The sequence below is a fragment of the Ruegeria sp. CL3 genome, from assembly GCF_056536505.1.
In genome coordinates this window covers 46,754-59,812 of sequence record NZ_JBQFPT010000011.1, presented here as the reverse complement: position 1 = coordinate 59,812, position 13,059 = coordinate 46,754, and the positions used below count along the sequence as shown (strand labels likewise).

The window sequence follows — 13,059 nt, the reverse complement described above, 5'->3', positions numbered from 1 at the left end:
TATTCTGGCCAACACTGGTTTTTGCTTAGTCCCGTTCGCTATCCAAAGCTTCTCGTATGAGCGTCAGATTCGGCAGCGAATTGTGAAACGGACTTGACCCGAGTTCGGATAAAACTGGAGCTAGTGATTCCGACATCCGCTTCGTACAAGCTTGCAAAAACTCCGCGCCTTGTGGCGTGGACCGGGCTATTTTCGAACGCTTGTCATCGGGGTTGGCTTCAAGGGTAATAAGAGCATGGTTTTCAAGGCTCGCGAGCATGTGCGTCATTGACGTCTTGGGCACTTGAAAAGCGTTCGATAGCTGTAGTGGCGTTTCCCCCTCGGGGCGCCGGACCAGGTGGCCCAATATGCCAAATTGGGTTGCGGTCATTCGACCAGGTAAAAACGCTTCAAGCTTGGTCGAGATCAGCTGGTTGATGATCCCGACCTCGGTGAAGAACCGGTAGACTTCGTTGGTCTCATCTTCAGGCTTCATTCAGAATTCGTGTCTCCAGAGGCCAGCGGGGTGTGGCAATTGGCTCAGGTCCATACCCCAAACGCAGCAACATTTGCACCGTGTGGCCTGGTGACGCAAGAAGCTCATGCGCGAGAGCGAATTCATCTGCCATCTCAGGATATTCCTGAAGGGCCTGACTGACCGGATGAACGCCTAGGCCCATTTCGGTTGTCTTCAGGTAAAAACGCATCAATTGACGTCCGGCATCGAGTTGATCGCTTCGCGTGTTTGTAGCCGTCGTCAGGACTGCGTATTGCGGCGTCGCGTCTAGCATGGCGAAGTAGCCTCGCATGTGTGACTGAGTGCCCGGGTGGTCAACGTTCATAAGGGTCTCATTGTCCAATAGGCCGGAAAGTCGCAGCGTTTCCAGCATGGGATTGCGTAACTCAATCCCGTCCGGGTTGGCGTTGATTTCTGCTTTCCCGATCCGCATGAGGTCGACAGATTCTTTCAAGGTCTGCGGTGTTCGCATTTCGATTTCGAAAGCGCGTTTCGTAAGGTCTCGGATACGGGTCACCAAATCTTCATCGGTAATCAGGGTGGCGTAGTTTTCAAGGACCGACACTTCCGTCTCGGACAGCCGCTGTTCAGTATACGGTTCTTTGTTTGAATGTCGGTTTAGGATTTGATCTGAAAGTGGATCGGGTGCCCCTCCAGGTACAAACACTGCTTCTGCAATAGGTCCGTCATCCCCATCTGGCAGCAACTTGACCTCGGTATCAAACCCGAGAGCACCTGCTGCCAGTACCATCGTCTCAACAAATGCACCGAGGCCGATGTAGAGTTGGCGGTGGTAAGGATCGGTCTCAGGAAGCTCGCGATCTGTGTCACGGTGGATGCGCACCCTGTCTTGCCCAACCAACTCGACCAGCCAAGGTTGCAAGTTGTGTGGATTGGGGGCGAGAATTGCGTAGGACAAAGCGGCTTTGCGTAGGTCGTCATACGGTTTTGGCGTCCACGGAGCCAGCGCGTCATGCGGCGTGCGTGTAGCGAGGAACCCAACCGCGCCCGTTGCCACCAGTATCGTGCCTCCGCCTAGAATCTTGAGAAAACGTCTTCGGTTTGGCATCTTGACTCTCCAATAGTACGATATCGAACTAAAGTAATACGAAATCGTACTATTGCAACCCCACCGATACAGTGATTGGTTGAGTGACCTGAAAAAAGTAAATCAGAACAGCTAGACTCAACGGCGGACTGCCGTGTTAGACAGGCATTCGGAGCGCCTTTTGTGCCGAAAATAAGCAGCTATCTTAGTTGATTAACGACCGGGTGCGAGAAGATCAGAGGCTGTTAAGCCGATGCTTTTCAAGTATCCCGCAAAGCATAGCCTGTGCTTGCAGCCTGTGTTCTCGATGACGTTCACGGGCGGCATTTGGACGACCTTCACTAATCGCTTGAAAAACAACCCGGTGATCTTCGTTGGATTTGACGGGCAGGGGCCTGATGAACAATGTCGTTGCGCGCGCGCGGCGCACCTGGTCGCTCATCATGGCAACAATCGCTTCGACTCGTTTGTTGCCGCCCAACCGAACGAGCTCCTGATGAAACAACTCGTCTGCCTCGGCCCAGGCTTCAAGATCTTCGGCTTCGATGGCTTGGTCCATCTTTGCAATTGATCCGGCGAGTACCGCCAGTTCATCTTTTGAATAGCCCGCTTCGGCAGCGCGCTGTGCTGCGAGACTCTCGAGTTCCGTCAGTATGTCGTAAATCTCACGCATATCATCTGATGAAACAGGCAGTATCCGAACGCCCTTCCGGGGCCGCATTTCCAGCAACCCCTTACTTTCCAACATCAGCGCGGCTTCCCGTATCGGGGTGCGGGACATACCAAGGGTTTCGGCGAGTTCCGATTCCAGATGGTCAGTTCCGGCCGCAAGTTCGCCGGACAGGATCATCCGCCGCAAATCTCTTACAGCGCGTTGTGTATTGGAAAGAGTTTTTGCGTCCTGATCCTTCACGGCGTCTCCAGGTTGATTTTTCGTCCTTCCGCAGCTGAGAGATAGATATTCTCTTCGATGCGGATCACATCCAAATAATCTCGGGCCGTGTTTTCCAACGGCGTGCCTCGTAGAAGGCCCGAAATGACGTGACTTTGCAAGGCGTGTACGCAGTCTCCTCCAAACCCATCATGATCGCTCGGAGGTAAAATCTGCTGTCTCTCCTGTTTTCCAAATGCGCGGAGGTCAACTGAACCGTCGCCGTTGAGAACCAGTGATCCTTCGGTTCCTTCGATGAGAGCCTCACCCATGGTTTGACGCAGGTTTTCTGCACTGTGGTCAAGGCACCTGTTGCCATCGAACAGGGCTTTCAAACCGTTGGGGTGATCAAACAGGATGAAACCTGCATCCTCGCCTGCGATAACTGGGTTAACTTGGCGCAAGTCCGCATAAACTGCGCTGGGCGCATCGAACAAAAATCGGAATGTGTCTACCCAGTGAACCGCTGTTTCATGAACGAGGAAACGCGGCATGTCCTGAAAATACGGCTGCCGGTCAAGGTAGGCTCGTGGTCCCTGTCCGTCGCCGGGCCGAAGCCGGAAAGTCGCTTGAAGAGGTGTGCCAATTCGACCCTCGGTCATCGCCACCTTGATCGCACGATACCAGGGCTGAAATCGAAAATTCTCGTGCACGACGATAGTTGCGCCTACCGCTTCAGCCTCGGAGACGATCTTCTCCGCTTCATCCAGAGACATGCAGAATGGCTTTTGACAGATCAGCCACTTGATACCAGAGTGCAGTACCGTTCGGATTGCTTCGGCCTGCGCCACTGGTGGAAGGATGATGTCCACAAGATCTGGTTTTTCAGTCTCCAGCATTTTTGACAGATCATCATAAGCGGCCAGTCCTGTTTCTTTCGCCTTTTTGATATCACGGTTGCAGGATGCAATCGGAACCGCTCCGGGCATTCGGGACCAGCTTTCGTAGTGGAACCTGCTGAAATACCCCGCACCCACACACGCGACTCTGATGCCTTCTTGGGTATTCATGCCTGCAATGCTTCCAACACCGATGCGGCTGCATCCTGCGTTCCGGCGGTGCCACCTAGATCAAATGTCAGGTTCTGTCCCTTTGCAGTCACCTTTTCCACGGCTTCACGCAATCGTTCGCCGTCTTTGGACAGGGCTGGGTTGCCATGGGTCAGCCCCAACCATTCCAGCATCATTGCTGCGGACAGGATCATTGCAAAAGGGTTGGCGATACCCTGTCCCGCAATGTCCGGTGCGGAACCATGGCAGGGTTGGAATACAGCGTGTTTCAACCCGATATCCGCTGACGGAGCCAGTCCAAGACCCCCCATGAGGCCCGCACCAAGGTCAGAGAGGATGTCTCCGAACATGTTCTCGGTGACCAAAACATCAAATTCCCAAGGTTTTTGAACCAACCACAGAGCGGTGGCATCAACATAAGCATGGTCTGCCTGCAATTCGGGATGGTGGGCGGCTTCTGCATCAAACATTGATCTGAAGAACGCAAAGGCGCGAAATACATTGGCCTTGTCGACACATGTAACTCGCCCCCGGCCGCGCCCGGTTCTTTTGCGGTTCTGTGCGAGCTCAAACGCGAAACGGAACAGTTTTTCGGACACCTCACGCGTGATCAGGAGAGTTTCTCGTGCTTCGTCTTCGGAAACTTCGCCAGCGCCTTGGGTGAAGAACAGCCCTTCTGTGCTTTCGCGTATCAAGACAAAGTCGATCTCTTTTCCGGGAGGCAGAGCCAATGGGGTCATTTGTCCGCTGCTTACCTTTACAGGTCGCACACCAGCGAAAAGTCCCAGTTGCTTTCGCAGATCGATCTGCGGTGAAATCTCAGTTCCGTCCGGGTATCGAACATCCGGCAAGCCCATTGCAGATAGCAGAATCGCATCAGCATTGCGGGCAGTCTCGAGTGATCCGGCGGGAAACGATTCTCCAGTTTTGGCGTAGTGGCCTGCGCCTGCCGGCGCGTCTGTAAACGCCAGGTCGTAGCTGGGATTGCTGAGCGAGAGCTGGCGCAGGATTTCAAGCGTGGGGCCCATAATTTCCGGGCCGATCCCGTCCCCGTGGAACACTGCAATATCGTAAGTCTTTTTCATTTTGCCCCGCTTTCTTCCTGTTTCGCATTCATAGCGCGATCGCAGCTTTCACTACAGTCCGTTGACAACGCATTCTTTAATGTATACGCAAATAAATGCAATAATAAACGCGAAGTTGTTTGGGAGGACTTGGAAATGAAACTAATGCTAGGGCGGTTGGCGGCCGCAGCTGTGATGGCGACCGGTATTGCAGGCGCAGCTGCTGCACAGGATTACCCCTATCGTGATATCACCACAGCTGTGGTCTGGGGGGCCGGTGGCGGCACGGACACGATCAACCGTATGATCATGGCAGAGATGGAAAAACACCTTCCGGTCTCGATCAATGTGATCAATCAAACAGGTGGTGTCGCAGGCTCCAATGGTATGGTCTACGTCATGAACCAGCCAGACGATGGCTATACACTGGTCGGTCTGTCTGAATCGAACGTCACCGCTGCTGTGCAGGGTGGTTGGGATAAGAAATTTGACTTTTGGTATCCGTTCATTGTTGGCGGATCACCTGATCTGATCTCGGTTCCGGCGGACAGCCCTTACAATACTCTGGAAGAACTGGTCGACGCCGCGAAAGCTGCTCCGGGCACTATTCCAGCCGCGGCTTCGGGCGCAGGTTCGATCCACCACTTGAACCTTCTGGCCATCGAAAAAGGGTCCGGTGCAGAATTCAAGTTTGTTCCATACAAAGGCTCCGCGCCCGGGCAGGAGGCAGCGATAGCGGGTGAAGTTGCGTTGGTTGTGACGTCAATGGCTGAACAGGCTCCGTTGATCGAAGGCGGTCAACTTAAACCGCTTGCTATGTTGACGCCCGATGGCGCGCAGATCGCAGGGGCAACCGTGCCGTCTGCCTTCGGCATCTATGACGGTCTTGATCAGTATCTGCCGCTTAAACAGGCCATCGGGTTTGCTGTTCACAACTCGGCTGGGGAAGACGTTAAGGCTGCCTTGGGCGATGCGTTCGAGCAGGCTATTGCGTCTGACACTGTCGCTGAATGGGCTGCGGCAAACAATTACGACGTCGGTGGTCAGCACGGTGAAGAGGCTCAAGAGCTGTTTGCGAACCTCGAAGCTACCTTTGCCTACACCTTGCAAGATTTGGGTGCTGCCACTGTCGATCCGGCCTCGCTGGGTATTGAGAAGCCCTAATCCGATCACTTTTGAAAGGGCGCGCTGGATCGCGCCCTTTCCCTCAGGAGGCAGGCAATGGACAAACCTGACGAAACACTGGTCATGCGAACGCGCGACTTTTGGGCAGCAATTGTTCTGGTAACAATGTCCGTCTTTTTTCTTTGGAAGACGTTGGACATTCCCGTTTGGGGTGAAAACCGCGCAGGTGTAAGTGGTTCGGATTGGTACAACTCGGCTGCAATTGTACCGCTGTTCATCTTCGGAGGGTTGCTTGCGTTGTCCTTCGTTTTGCTGGCAATTTCGATCCGCTCTGGTGGGGCCGAAAACGCGCTCAGTGCGTTGGGGATCGGGTGGGACAAGTCGGAAGCCTATCGAGCTTCAACAATAGGCTTGATCCTTCTTGCATATGTCGTCGGGCTCGTTCCCAGAGTGGACTTCATTCTGTGTTCTGGGTTGCTGATTACAGCTTTGACGTACGGCTACTACGGTGGCCATGCTCGGCGTGCTTTGGTTGCCTGTATCGCGGTTGTCTCTGCAGGATTATTTGCGTTTGCTGTTTTTCCCGCGCAGGCGGACTGGAACGCACACGGTGATGATTGGTTTACGCTGGCCCTATGGGTCTCGCTAACATTTGCAGTGTTGACCAAAGCGGCTTCCGAACGTGTTTTGCGGTACGTTCCTTTGGTGGCAATACTTGCCCCGCTAATCCTTGTTTGCGCGATGGCCTTTGTTTTCCGGCAGAACGTGCCCGCGCGCGGCGGGCTGATCTTCAAGCAAATCGAATACCACTACTACGTGACGCTTCGTCCGCTTTGGAAAGATTGACTGGATGGACTTTATCCTTTCGCAACTGGCTGGATTTGGGGCCGCCTTCGTGGGCCTGGCAGTGGACCCGCTGACCTATCTGTATTTGATCGCATCCGTATTCCTGGGCATCACGTTCGGTGCATTGCCCGGCCTTACGGCAACCCTGGCGGTGACGATCCTGACAGGTTTCTTCGGCAACAAAATCCCGCTGGACTATTCACTCATCGCGTTGCTCGGCGCCTATGTTGGCGCGATTTACGGCGGCTCTTACCCCTCAATTCTATTGAATATACCGGGCACGGCAGCCAGCGCGGCCACGGCCATGGACGGCTACCCTTTGGCCAAAGCGGGTCGAGGGGGTGAAGCGCTCGGGCTGACCACAACAGCCAGTTTTATTGGCACAGTTATCGGGACCATCACGCTTTTGATTTTTGTCTGGGCGCTGCTTTTGGTTTCAAAGAACATTGCAAGCCCGGAGAAAGCACTATTGGCCCTTTTCGGCATTCTGCTTTCTGGCACTTTGATGAGCGAAGACCTGGTGATCAAGGGATGGATCGCCGGTCTGATCGGGCTCGCGATGTCCATGGTGGGGCTCGACCCTCTGTTGTCTGAGCCACGCTATACCTTCGGCTGGTCATACTTGATGAGCGGGTTTCAAGTTGTGCCAGTTTTGATGGGGGCTTTTGCCATTCCCCAAATCATCGACGGTTTGAGGCACGTCGAGGCCGGGAAGGCTCTGGCCCTGAAAGGTCGTATCCTTCCAAACCTTCGATCTATTCGACGCTACCTACCCACCATTGGCCGATCAGGAGTTATCGGGACAGGGGTCGGAGCACTTCCTGGAGTAGGCGAAGACGTAGCCGGTTGGGTCAGCTACGGTGTTGGTAAGACCGTATCCGCCGAGGGCGACAAGTACGGAAAAGGCTCCTTGGAAGGTCTGTTGTGCTCAGAGACCGCAAACAACGCTTGTATTGGTGGCGCGCTGATCCCGCTTTTAGTGTTGGGTATTCCCGGTTCACCACCTGCGGCCGCTTTGATGGGTGCTTTCAAGATTAACAATGTGATCCCCGGGCCGACGATTGATCCCGAGATCATTCTGCGCGTGGTTGCGATCCTGGTGCTGGCATCCCTTACGATGTTCCTGATGGGGCTTTTCACGGCACGGGTCTTTATCAAGATACTCGCCATCCCGCAGACCATCTTCTTACCCGTCGTGATGGTTCTGACAACAATCGGGTCTTTCAGCGTCGGCGGTGGCATAAATGATCTCTACCTGATGCTCGGCGTCGGTGCCGTTGCCTACTTCATGAACCTTATGAAGTACCCAATCGCGCCGTTGGTTATCGGGGTTATCCTAGGCGGCCTGTTTGATGAAACCTTCCGCCGGTCGCTGTTCTTGTCAGACGGGGATCTTTCGGTCTTCTTTTCACGACCCGGTGCGGCCATTCTTCTGGTGCTCAACATTGGTCTGATCCTCAGCCAACTGCCCGTCGCAAAGCGCGCTTTCTCACGTCTGAAAGGACTTTCTGTCTGATGCTTGTAGTTACTGTCACCTTCACTCTCAAGCCCGGTACGAGAGACACCTTTTTGCCGTTGATGGTCAAAAACGCTTCAACCTCTTTGCGTGAAGAACCCGGATGCCAGCAGTTTGACGTTTGCCTCGGCGACGATCCCGAGAAAGTTTTCCTCTATGAACTTTATGATGACAGCGTGGCGTTTTCTGCCCACCTAGAAAGTGCGCATTTTCAGTCCTTCGATACGGCAGTGGCTGATATGATCGCCACCAAGGTGGTTCACCAGTATTCCGAGGTCATCCGATGAACGATTGGGAAATCCATGCGGTGAAATACGCGGATCGAAATGCCCGGACACGCGCTGATAGTTTCATCATCGATGATAATCACGACGCCCCTCATGCGATGGATTATTTTGTTTGGGTGCTCAAACGCGGCGACAAAATCATCCTCGTGGATACTGGCTACGATTCCGATGAGGCTGCCGCGCGTGGTCGTCCCATCGCGATGGACCCTCGCGAGGCGTTGCGGCCCCTAGGCATTGCGCCGGAAGCGGTGACTGAGGTCATCGTGACCCATCTTCACTACGATCACGCAGGGGGGCTGCACATGTTCCCTAACGCAAAGTTGCACATGCAGTCGGCGGAAATGGCCTTCGCGACGGGTCCCTGCATGTGCCACGATCACCTGCGTGCTCCTTTCACGGCTGGCCACGTCTGCGAGGTCGTAAAGCGTCTCTATTCAGGCAAGGTGGTGTTCTATGATGGAGAAGCCGAGATTGCAGATGGGGTAACGGTGCACTGCATCGGAGGGCATTCGCGCGGGTTGCAATGTGTTCGCGTAAGAACGGCAGCCGGGTGGATGGTACTCGCCTCTGATGCCTCGCATTATTACGAGAATTTTATGGCGCGCAAAGCCTTTCCCATCGTCGTCGACCTGCAAGACATGATGGATGGTTTCGAGACACTCGAGATGTTGGCCTCGCATCCTCGACTTATCGTGCCCGGCCATGATCCACTTGTGCGTGAGATCTTTCCAGTTGGAGCGGCACCGCATATTCATAGGCTGGATCCTGGGCCAACCGGGGACATCAAATTATGAAGATCGGCGTCATAGCGGACGACTTCACCGGTGCGAGTGATATTGCGAACACCTTGGCAAAGGGTGTCGAGCCGGAAGGTGGATTACGAACGGCTCAGTTCCCGGGTATCCCGAATACCCCAGCCGACGAAGAGATTGAAGTGGGTGTGATCTCGCTCAAAAGCCGTACCGCACCGGTCGAGGAAGCCGTTGCAGACAGTCTGAGTGCTTTGCGGTGGCTCGCGGACCAAGGATGCCAGCAGTTCATCTTCAAGTACTGCTCGACCTTCGATTCCACTAAAGAAGGAAATATCGGTCCTGTTGTGGAAGCGCTGGCCAACGAACTGGGCGCGCAAAAAGTGATCTTCTGCCCGGCCTTTCCGACCACGGGTCGCACTGTTTATCACGGCCATCTTTTTGTGTTCGACAAGCCGTTGAACGAGTCCGGAATGGAAAACCACCCACTTACTCCGATGACGGATGCCAACATTAGGCGATGGTTGCAGCATCAAACCAAAGAACCGGTCGAGTTGGTGGCGATCGACGCCGTGAAGCAAGGATCAGAGGCGATTGCGACAGCTTTGCAAAACGTCGACGAACGGTTTGTGATCGGTGATGCGATTTCGGACGAGGATTTGCTGGCATGGGGCGAGGCTCTAAAGGATGCCAAGCTCATTACCGGGGGATCCGGGATAGCGCTGGGGCTGCCAAGAAACTTCTTGAGAGGGACTTCACCCAAAAGTTCTGGCAGTGTGTTTGCCGGTATCGCCGGGCCTGCCGCGATCCTTGCAGGGTCATGTTCAGGTGCGACACGCGGGCAGATCAATATTCATGCGCAATCCCATCCGACCTTCGCCATCAGCGTTCCGGGCGTCATGTCCGGGGATGTGAGCACGCAAACGCTTCTGGATTTCTTTGAAACGCATCCGGGTCAGGCGCCACTCGCGTATTCATCGGGAAGCCCGGATGATGTGCGCGCGATACAAGGTCAATTTGGCCAAGAAGCCGTGGCGGAAAAGCTGGACAATCTCTTTGCAGATACAGCACGACAACTCACCGAGACGGGGTACAGGCGCTTTGTGGTGGCAGGCGGAGAGACGTCGGGAGCAGTTGCCCAGGCCGTATCTGAGGCAGTGGGGTCTCCAGCCATGTCAATTGGGCCAGAGATTGATCCGGGCGTGCCAGTCTTGAGCGTTGGAAAATCTGAACCCATTGCACTGGCTTTGAAGTCTGGAAACTTTGGCGCTCCAGATTTCTTCTCGAAAGCGCTGAAAATGATGGAGGCAGGCAAATGAGTTCTGAAGAACAGGCACTGCGACAGCAGATGTCGGAACTGTGCGCCTCGCTTTTTGCGCGTGGCTTTTCCGTTGGCACTGCGGGCAATGTCTCCGCGCGTTTACATGACGGCATTCTCATGACGCCAACGAATTCGACCTTGGGAGATATCGACCCCGAGCGCATCGCCAAGATTGATTTGGATGGCAGCCACGTCTCGGGCGACAAGCCGACCAAGGAAGTCTTTCTACATCAAGCCTTCTATGAGACAAGACCTGAGGCTGACGCCGTGGTGCATCTGCATTCGACCTGGGCCACTGCACTGTCGTGTCTGGAAGACACCGATCCAGACGACTGTATTCCACCGCTGACACCATACGTGGTGATGCGCGTTGGCACGGTCAAACTGGTTCCATACGTTAAGCCGGGTGACCCGAAATCCGGTGATTTGATCCGCGAACTGGGCGGCAAGTACAGTGCGGTTCTGTTGGCTAATCATGGCCCGGTCGTGTCGGGAAAGGACCTCTTCTCTGCTGTCTGTGCAGCAGAAGAGCTGGAAGAAACGGCCAAGCTGCTAGTGGCTTTGCGCGGTCTGCCAACCCGCATACTGGATGCTGAACAAGTCACAGAACTCAAAGAGACTTTCAGAAGGATGTAATCGGACGCCGATAGGTGGAGTGGGCAAACAATTGGGAAAATCGTGAAAAGTTATTCGCAAGCAAGCTTGAGTTTAATGAATGCAATCAATTGCAGGAACGCACCGTTATGAGCGCGCTTACATGATGCTTAGGTTTGCGCATAACACTACGCGCACCCCATAAGTTTGCGTAGTTTGCCTGTAGTCTTGCGCTGCGCGATTGCCTGCCTTAGCGACGAATTTAATCAGTTTTTGTCGTAGTCATTGCGGCCATGGTTCTTTGCGGCGCTCAACCCCACAAAGGGCCTCTATAAGGTCCCTTGGGTTCCATGCGGCTTTTCTGCTTGGATTCTCGCGAAGGTCTGCAATGCGCTGAAAGCGAAGATGCAAATTCTGGTGGGCGGATGAACCAAACGACCGGCTGGAAAAGAGCAACGGACGTTTTGAACCCAATCCAACCGTTTTTGCAGGCCGGAGTTCTCTGGTAGCGTCGGGTATTTGCCAAAAACCTACAGCTGAGACCCAATTGGTAAAATACTTAAAAATCCGGCAACTATGTGATCCCAGGCCGATCCTGTCGGCTCGGATTGGTACTCAAGAACGTTGCCATCATCGCCTCTTGTCGTCCATTTAAGCTGACCAGCTTTCTCGAGCGTTACGTTATATGTGTATGCGGGTAGCGCGTCGTCCAAGGCACCCATGGTCTGTGTCGCCAATACTGGCGAGTCAATCAGAATTCCCATCTCGGTGTTGATGTTGACAGATCGCGGATCCCAGTTGAACGATCCTACGAACAAGTATCGGTCATCGACTGCAAATGCCTTGGAATGCAGGCCTGACCTGGATTGAGCCCAGTTAATACCGCGGCGTTGGACCTGATAGGCGTCCGGTCGCAGTTCATAGAGCTCTACTCCACCGCGCAGAAGTGCACGGCGTTTTTTGGCGTAGTGGGCGTAGACGGGTGCGACGTCGTTAGAGGCAAGTGAATTGGTTACAACCTTTACGTCGACGCCGCGGCTTTCCAGTTCGGTCAGCCATTTCACACCGTTGTTGCGCGGCACGAAATAGGCGGAGACGATGTTCACCTCGCTGCTGGCATTCTCAAAGTATGGAAGCAACTGAGATGCCAGAACGGGACCTGAGTTCTCGAGACCAGCGGCTTTTGACGGAGGATCAGCATAGAGCTTCGCAGGCAGCCAATCCAATGACAGGGCTCCATCTGCGAAGTTCTCTTGTGCCGACTTTCTGAGGGCCGCGCCATACTGCGTCTGCTTCGCTTCCTCGACCAGTTCGTTCAACCTGACTCGCGCATCAACAAGGTCAAATTCCTGGGGTTCTCCAACGACTACCCGAGCCGGAACGGCGAATTCGCTGTTCCAGTATGAGTCAAAGCTTTGCGACACCTCGCGTACAACGGGGCCTGCGGCCAGAACATCCAAATCAGCGTAGTTCATTTCTTCTCGCGCGAGAAAGTACTCGGCGCCGATGTTCCTCCCACCCACAATCGTGAACACATTGTCTGCCGTCATGGACTTGTTATGCATTCTGCGATTGATGCGTTTGAAATCGGTCAAACCTGCGATCAGAAGGCTTTGTTCCCGCCAGAATGGATTGAACAGCCGAATTTCAATATTTTTGTGATTGTCCAACGCGGCGGTCATCGCATCATAGCTGGACGTATCCATGTCATCCAGCAACAATCGGACACGAACACCCCGATCGGCTGCCTGCAAAAGACTGGCAGCGAATAGGTGGCCCGTTGGGTCGTCGTGTAGAAGGTAGTATTGCGCGTCTATCGTTCTCTCGGCCGCCGCAGCGAGCAACAGCCGCGAGACAAGAGCTTCTTCGCCGTCACTGATCAGTTTGACGCCCGACCGACCGTCTTTGGGATCGCCAAGCCGATTGGCCGCCCGACTGAGAGCTGTGCGCGAGTCTGCCGGCAGCGAAGCCGATACCGTCTTTTCATATGTGCGAGTTTTGGGGGCGCAAGCAACAAAGGTCAGCGTGCATAAAATACAGACCACCAACTTCCATTGTGTCATCAGCTTCCT

At 54.3% G+C, this 13,059-nt stretch carries 13 protein-coding genes; 7 read left to right on the top strand and 6 right to left on the bottom strand.

Annotated features, from left to right (window positions below; translation table 11 throughout):
• Nucleotides 1-25 precede the first annotated feature (25 nt).
• The 5 genes from ACR0NO_RS16625 to ACR0NO_RS16605 all read right to left on the bottom strand — a co-directional run bounded on the left by ACR0NO_RS16625 (nucleotide 26) and on the right by ACR0NO_RS16605 (nucleotide 4,570).
• Nucleotides 26-475 carry a MarR family winged helix-turn-helix transcriptional regulator gene (locus ACR0NO_RS16625; protein WP_480724771.1) on the bottom strand — a complete coding sequence of 150 codons (450 nt, stop codon included), beginning with the start codon at nucleotides 473-475 and terminating at the stop codon, nucleotides 26-28.
• Nucleotides 465-1,565 carry an Acg family FMN-binding oxidoreductase gene (locus ACR0NO_RS16620; protein ID WP_480724770.1) on the bottom strand — a complete coding sequence of 367 codons (1,101 nt, stop codon included), beginning with the start codon at nucleotides 1,563-1,565 and terminating at the stop codon, nucleotides 465-467. The genes ACR0NO_RS16625 and ACR0NO_RS16620 overlap by 11 nt, the downstream gene beginning before the upstream one ends.
• Before the next feature lie 214 nt (nucleotides 1,566-1,779).
• Nucleotides 1,780-2,457: a GntR family transcriptional regulator gene (locus ACR0NO_RS16615; RefSeq protein ID WP_480724769.1), complete on the bottom strand. Its 678-nt coding sequence runs from the start codon at nucleotides 2,455-2,457 to the stop codon at nucleotides 1,780-1,782.
• Nucleotides 2,454-3,485, bottom strand: coding sequence for a Gfo/Idh/MocA family protein (locus ACR0NO_RS16610; protein WP_480724768.1), 1,032 nt, complete (start codon nucleotides 3,483-3,485; stop codon nucleotides 2,454-2,456). The genes ACR0NO_RS16615 and ACR0NO_RS16610 overlap by 4 nt, the downstream gene beginning before the upstream one ends.
• Entirely contained in the window at nucleotides 3,482-4,570 is a 1,089-nt protein-coding gene (locus ACR0NO_RS16605) for an isocitrate/isopropylmalate dehydrogenase family protein (protein ID WP_480724767.1), read from the bottom strand. Before ACR0NO_RS16605 ends, ACR0NO_RS16610 begins: the two co-directional genes overlap by 4 nt.
• A 135-nt stretch (nucleotides 4,571-4,705) precedes the next feature.
• On the opposite strand from ACR0NO_RS16605, the gene ACR0NO_RS16600 reads away from it, so the two are divergent.
• From ACR0NO_RS16600 to otnC, 7 genes are read left to right on the top strand one after another with little or no spacing between them, the layout of a single operon-like run.
• Nucleotides 4,706-5,713 (top strand): Bug family tripartite tricarboxylate transporter substrate binding protein, encoded by a 1,008-nt coding sequence (locus ACR0NO_RS16600; protein ID WP_480724766.1) that lies wholly within the window; start codon nucleotides 4,706-4,708, stop codon nucleotides 5,711-5,713.
• 57 nt (nucleotides 5,714-5,770) lie between these two features.
• Complete coding sequence (locus ACR0NO_RS16595) at nucleotides 5,771-6,520, top strand: hypothetical protein (RefSeq protein WP_480724765.1); 750 nt, start codon at nucleotides 5,771-5,773, stop codon at nucleotides 6,518-6,520.
• Nucleotides 6,521-6,524: 4 nt separating this feature from the next.
• The gene (locus ACR0NO_RS16590) at nucleotides 6,525-8,036 is read left to right on the top strand and encodes a tripartite tricarboxylate transporter permease (RefSeq protein ID WP_480724764.1); all 1,512 of its coding nucleotides are present in this window, start codon (nucleotides 6,525-6,527) and stop codon (nucleotides 8,034-8,036) included.
• Entirely contained in the window at nucleotides 8,036-8,323 is a 288-nt protein-coding gene (locus tag ACR0NO_RS16585) for a putative quinol monooxygenase (RefSeq protein WP_480724763.1), read from the top strand. Before ACR0NO_RS16590 ends, ACR0NO_RS16585 begins: the two co-directional genes overlap by 1 nt.
• Nucleotides 8,320-9,117: an N-acyl homoserine lactonase family protein gene (locus tag ACR0NO_RS16580; RefSeq protein ID WP_480724762.1), complete on the top strand. Its 798-nt coding sequence runs from the start codon at nucleotides 8,320-8,322 to the stop codon at nucleotides 9,115-9,117. Before ACR0NO_RS16585 ends, ACR0NO_RS16580 begins: the two co-directional genes overlap by 4 nt.
• Complete coding sequence (gene otnK, locus ACR0NO_RS16575; RefSeq protein ID WP_480724761.1) at nucleotides 9,114-10,391, top strand: 3-oxo-tetronate kinase; 1,278 nt, start codon at nucleotides 9,114-9,116, stop codon at nucleotides 10,389-10,391. The genes ACR0NO_RS16580 and otnK overlap by 4 nt, the downstream gene beginning before the upstream one ends.
• The gene (gene otnC / locus ACR0NO_RS16570) at nucleotides 10,388-11,029 is read left to right on the top strand and encodes a 3-oxo-tetronate 4-phosphate decarboxylase (RefSeq protein ID WP_480724760.1); all 642 of its coding nucleotides are present in this window, start codon (nucleotides 10,388-10,390) and stop codon (nucleotides 11,027-11,029) included. Before otnK ends, otnC begins: the two co-directional genes overlap by 4 nt.
• Before the next feature lie 488 nt (nucleotides 11,030-11,517).
• Here the strand turns inward: otnC and ACR0NO_RS16565 are convergent, their stop codons facing one another.
• Complete coding sequence (locus tag ACR0NO_RS16565; protein WP_480724759.1) at nucleotides 11,518-13,050, bottom strand: phospholipase D family protein; 1,533 nt, start codon at nucleotides 13,048-13,050, stop codon at nucleotides 11,518-11,520.
• Between the last annotated feature and the right edge of the window lie 9 nt (nucleotides 13,051-13,059).

What these genes read in the sequence shown, in the direction of transcription:
- ACR0NO_RS16625 (WP_480724771.1), bottom strand. Translation starts at nt 475, where the DNA reads ATGAAGCCTGAAGATGAGACCAACGAAGTCTACCGGTTCTTCACCGAG.
- ACR0NO_RS16620 (WP_480724770.1), bottom strand. Translation starts at nt 1,565, where the DNA reads ATGCCAAACCGAAGACGTTTTCTCAAGATTCTAGGCGGAGGCACGATA.
- ACR0NO_RS16610 (WP_480724768.1), bottom strand. Translation starts at nt 3,485, where the DNA reads ATGAATACCCAAGAAGGCATCAGAGTCGCGTGTGTGGGTGCGGGGTAT.
- ACR0NO_RS16605 (WP_480724767.1), bottom strand. Translation starts at nt 4,570, where the DNA reads ATGAAAAAGACTTACGATATTGCAGTGTTCCACGGGGACGGGATCGGC.
- ACR0NO_RS16600 (WP_480724766.1), top strand. Translation starts at nt 4,706, where the DNA reads ATGAAACTAATGCTAGGGCGGTTGGCGGCCGCAGCTGTGATGGCGACC.
- ACR0NO_RS16595 (WP_480724765.1), top strand. Translation starts at nt 5,771, where the DNA reads ATGGACAAACCTGACGAAACACTGGTCATGCGAACGCGCGACTTTTGG.
- ACR0NO_RS16590 (WP_480724764.1), top strand. Translation starts at nt 6,525, where the DNA reads ATGGACTTTATCCTTTCGCAACTGGCTGGATTTGGGGCCGCCTTCGTG.
- ACR0NO_RS16585 (WP_480724763.1), top strand. Translation starts at nt 8,036, where the DNA reads ATGCTTGTAGTTACTGTCACCTTCACTCTCAAGCCCGGTACGAGAGAC.
- ACR0NO_RS16580 (WP_480724762.1), top strand. Translation starts at nt 8,320, where the DNA reads ATGAACGATTGGGAAATCCATGCGGTGAAATACGCGGATCGAAATGCC.
- otnK (WP_480724761.1), top strand. Translation starts at nt 9,114, where the DNA reads ATGAAGATCGGCGTCATAGCGGACGACTTCACCGGTGCGAGTGATATT.
- otnC (WP_480724760.1), top strand. Translation starts at nt 10,388, where the DNA reads ATGAGTTCTGAAGAACAGGCACTGCGACAGCAGATGTCGGAACTGTGC.
- ACR0NO_RS16565 (WP_480724759.1), bottom strand. Translation starts at nt 13,050, where the DNA reads ATGACACAATGGAAGTTGGTGGTCTGTATTTTATGCACGCTGACCTTT.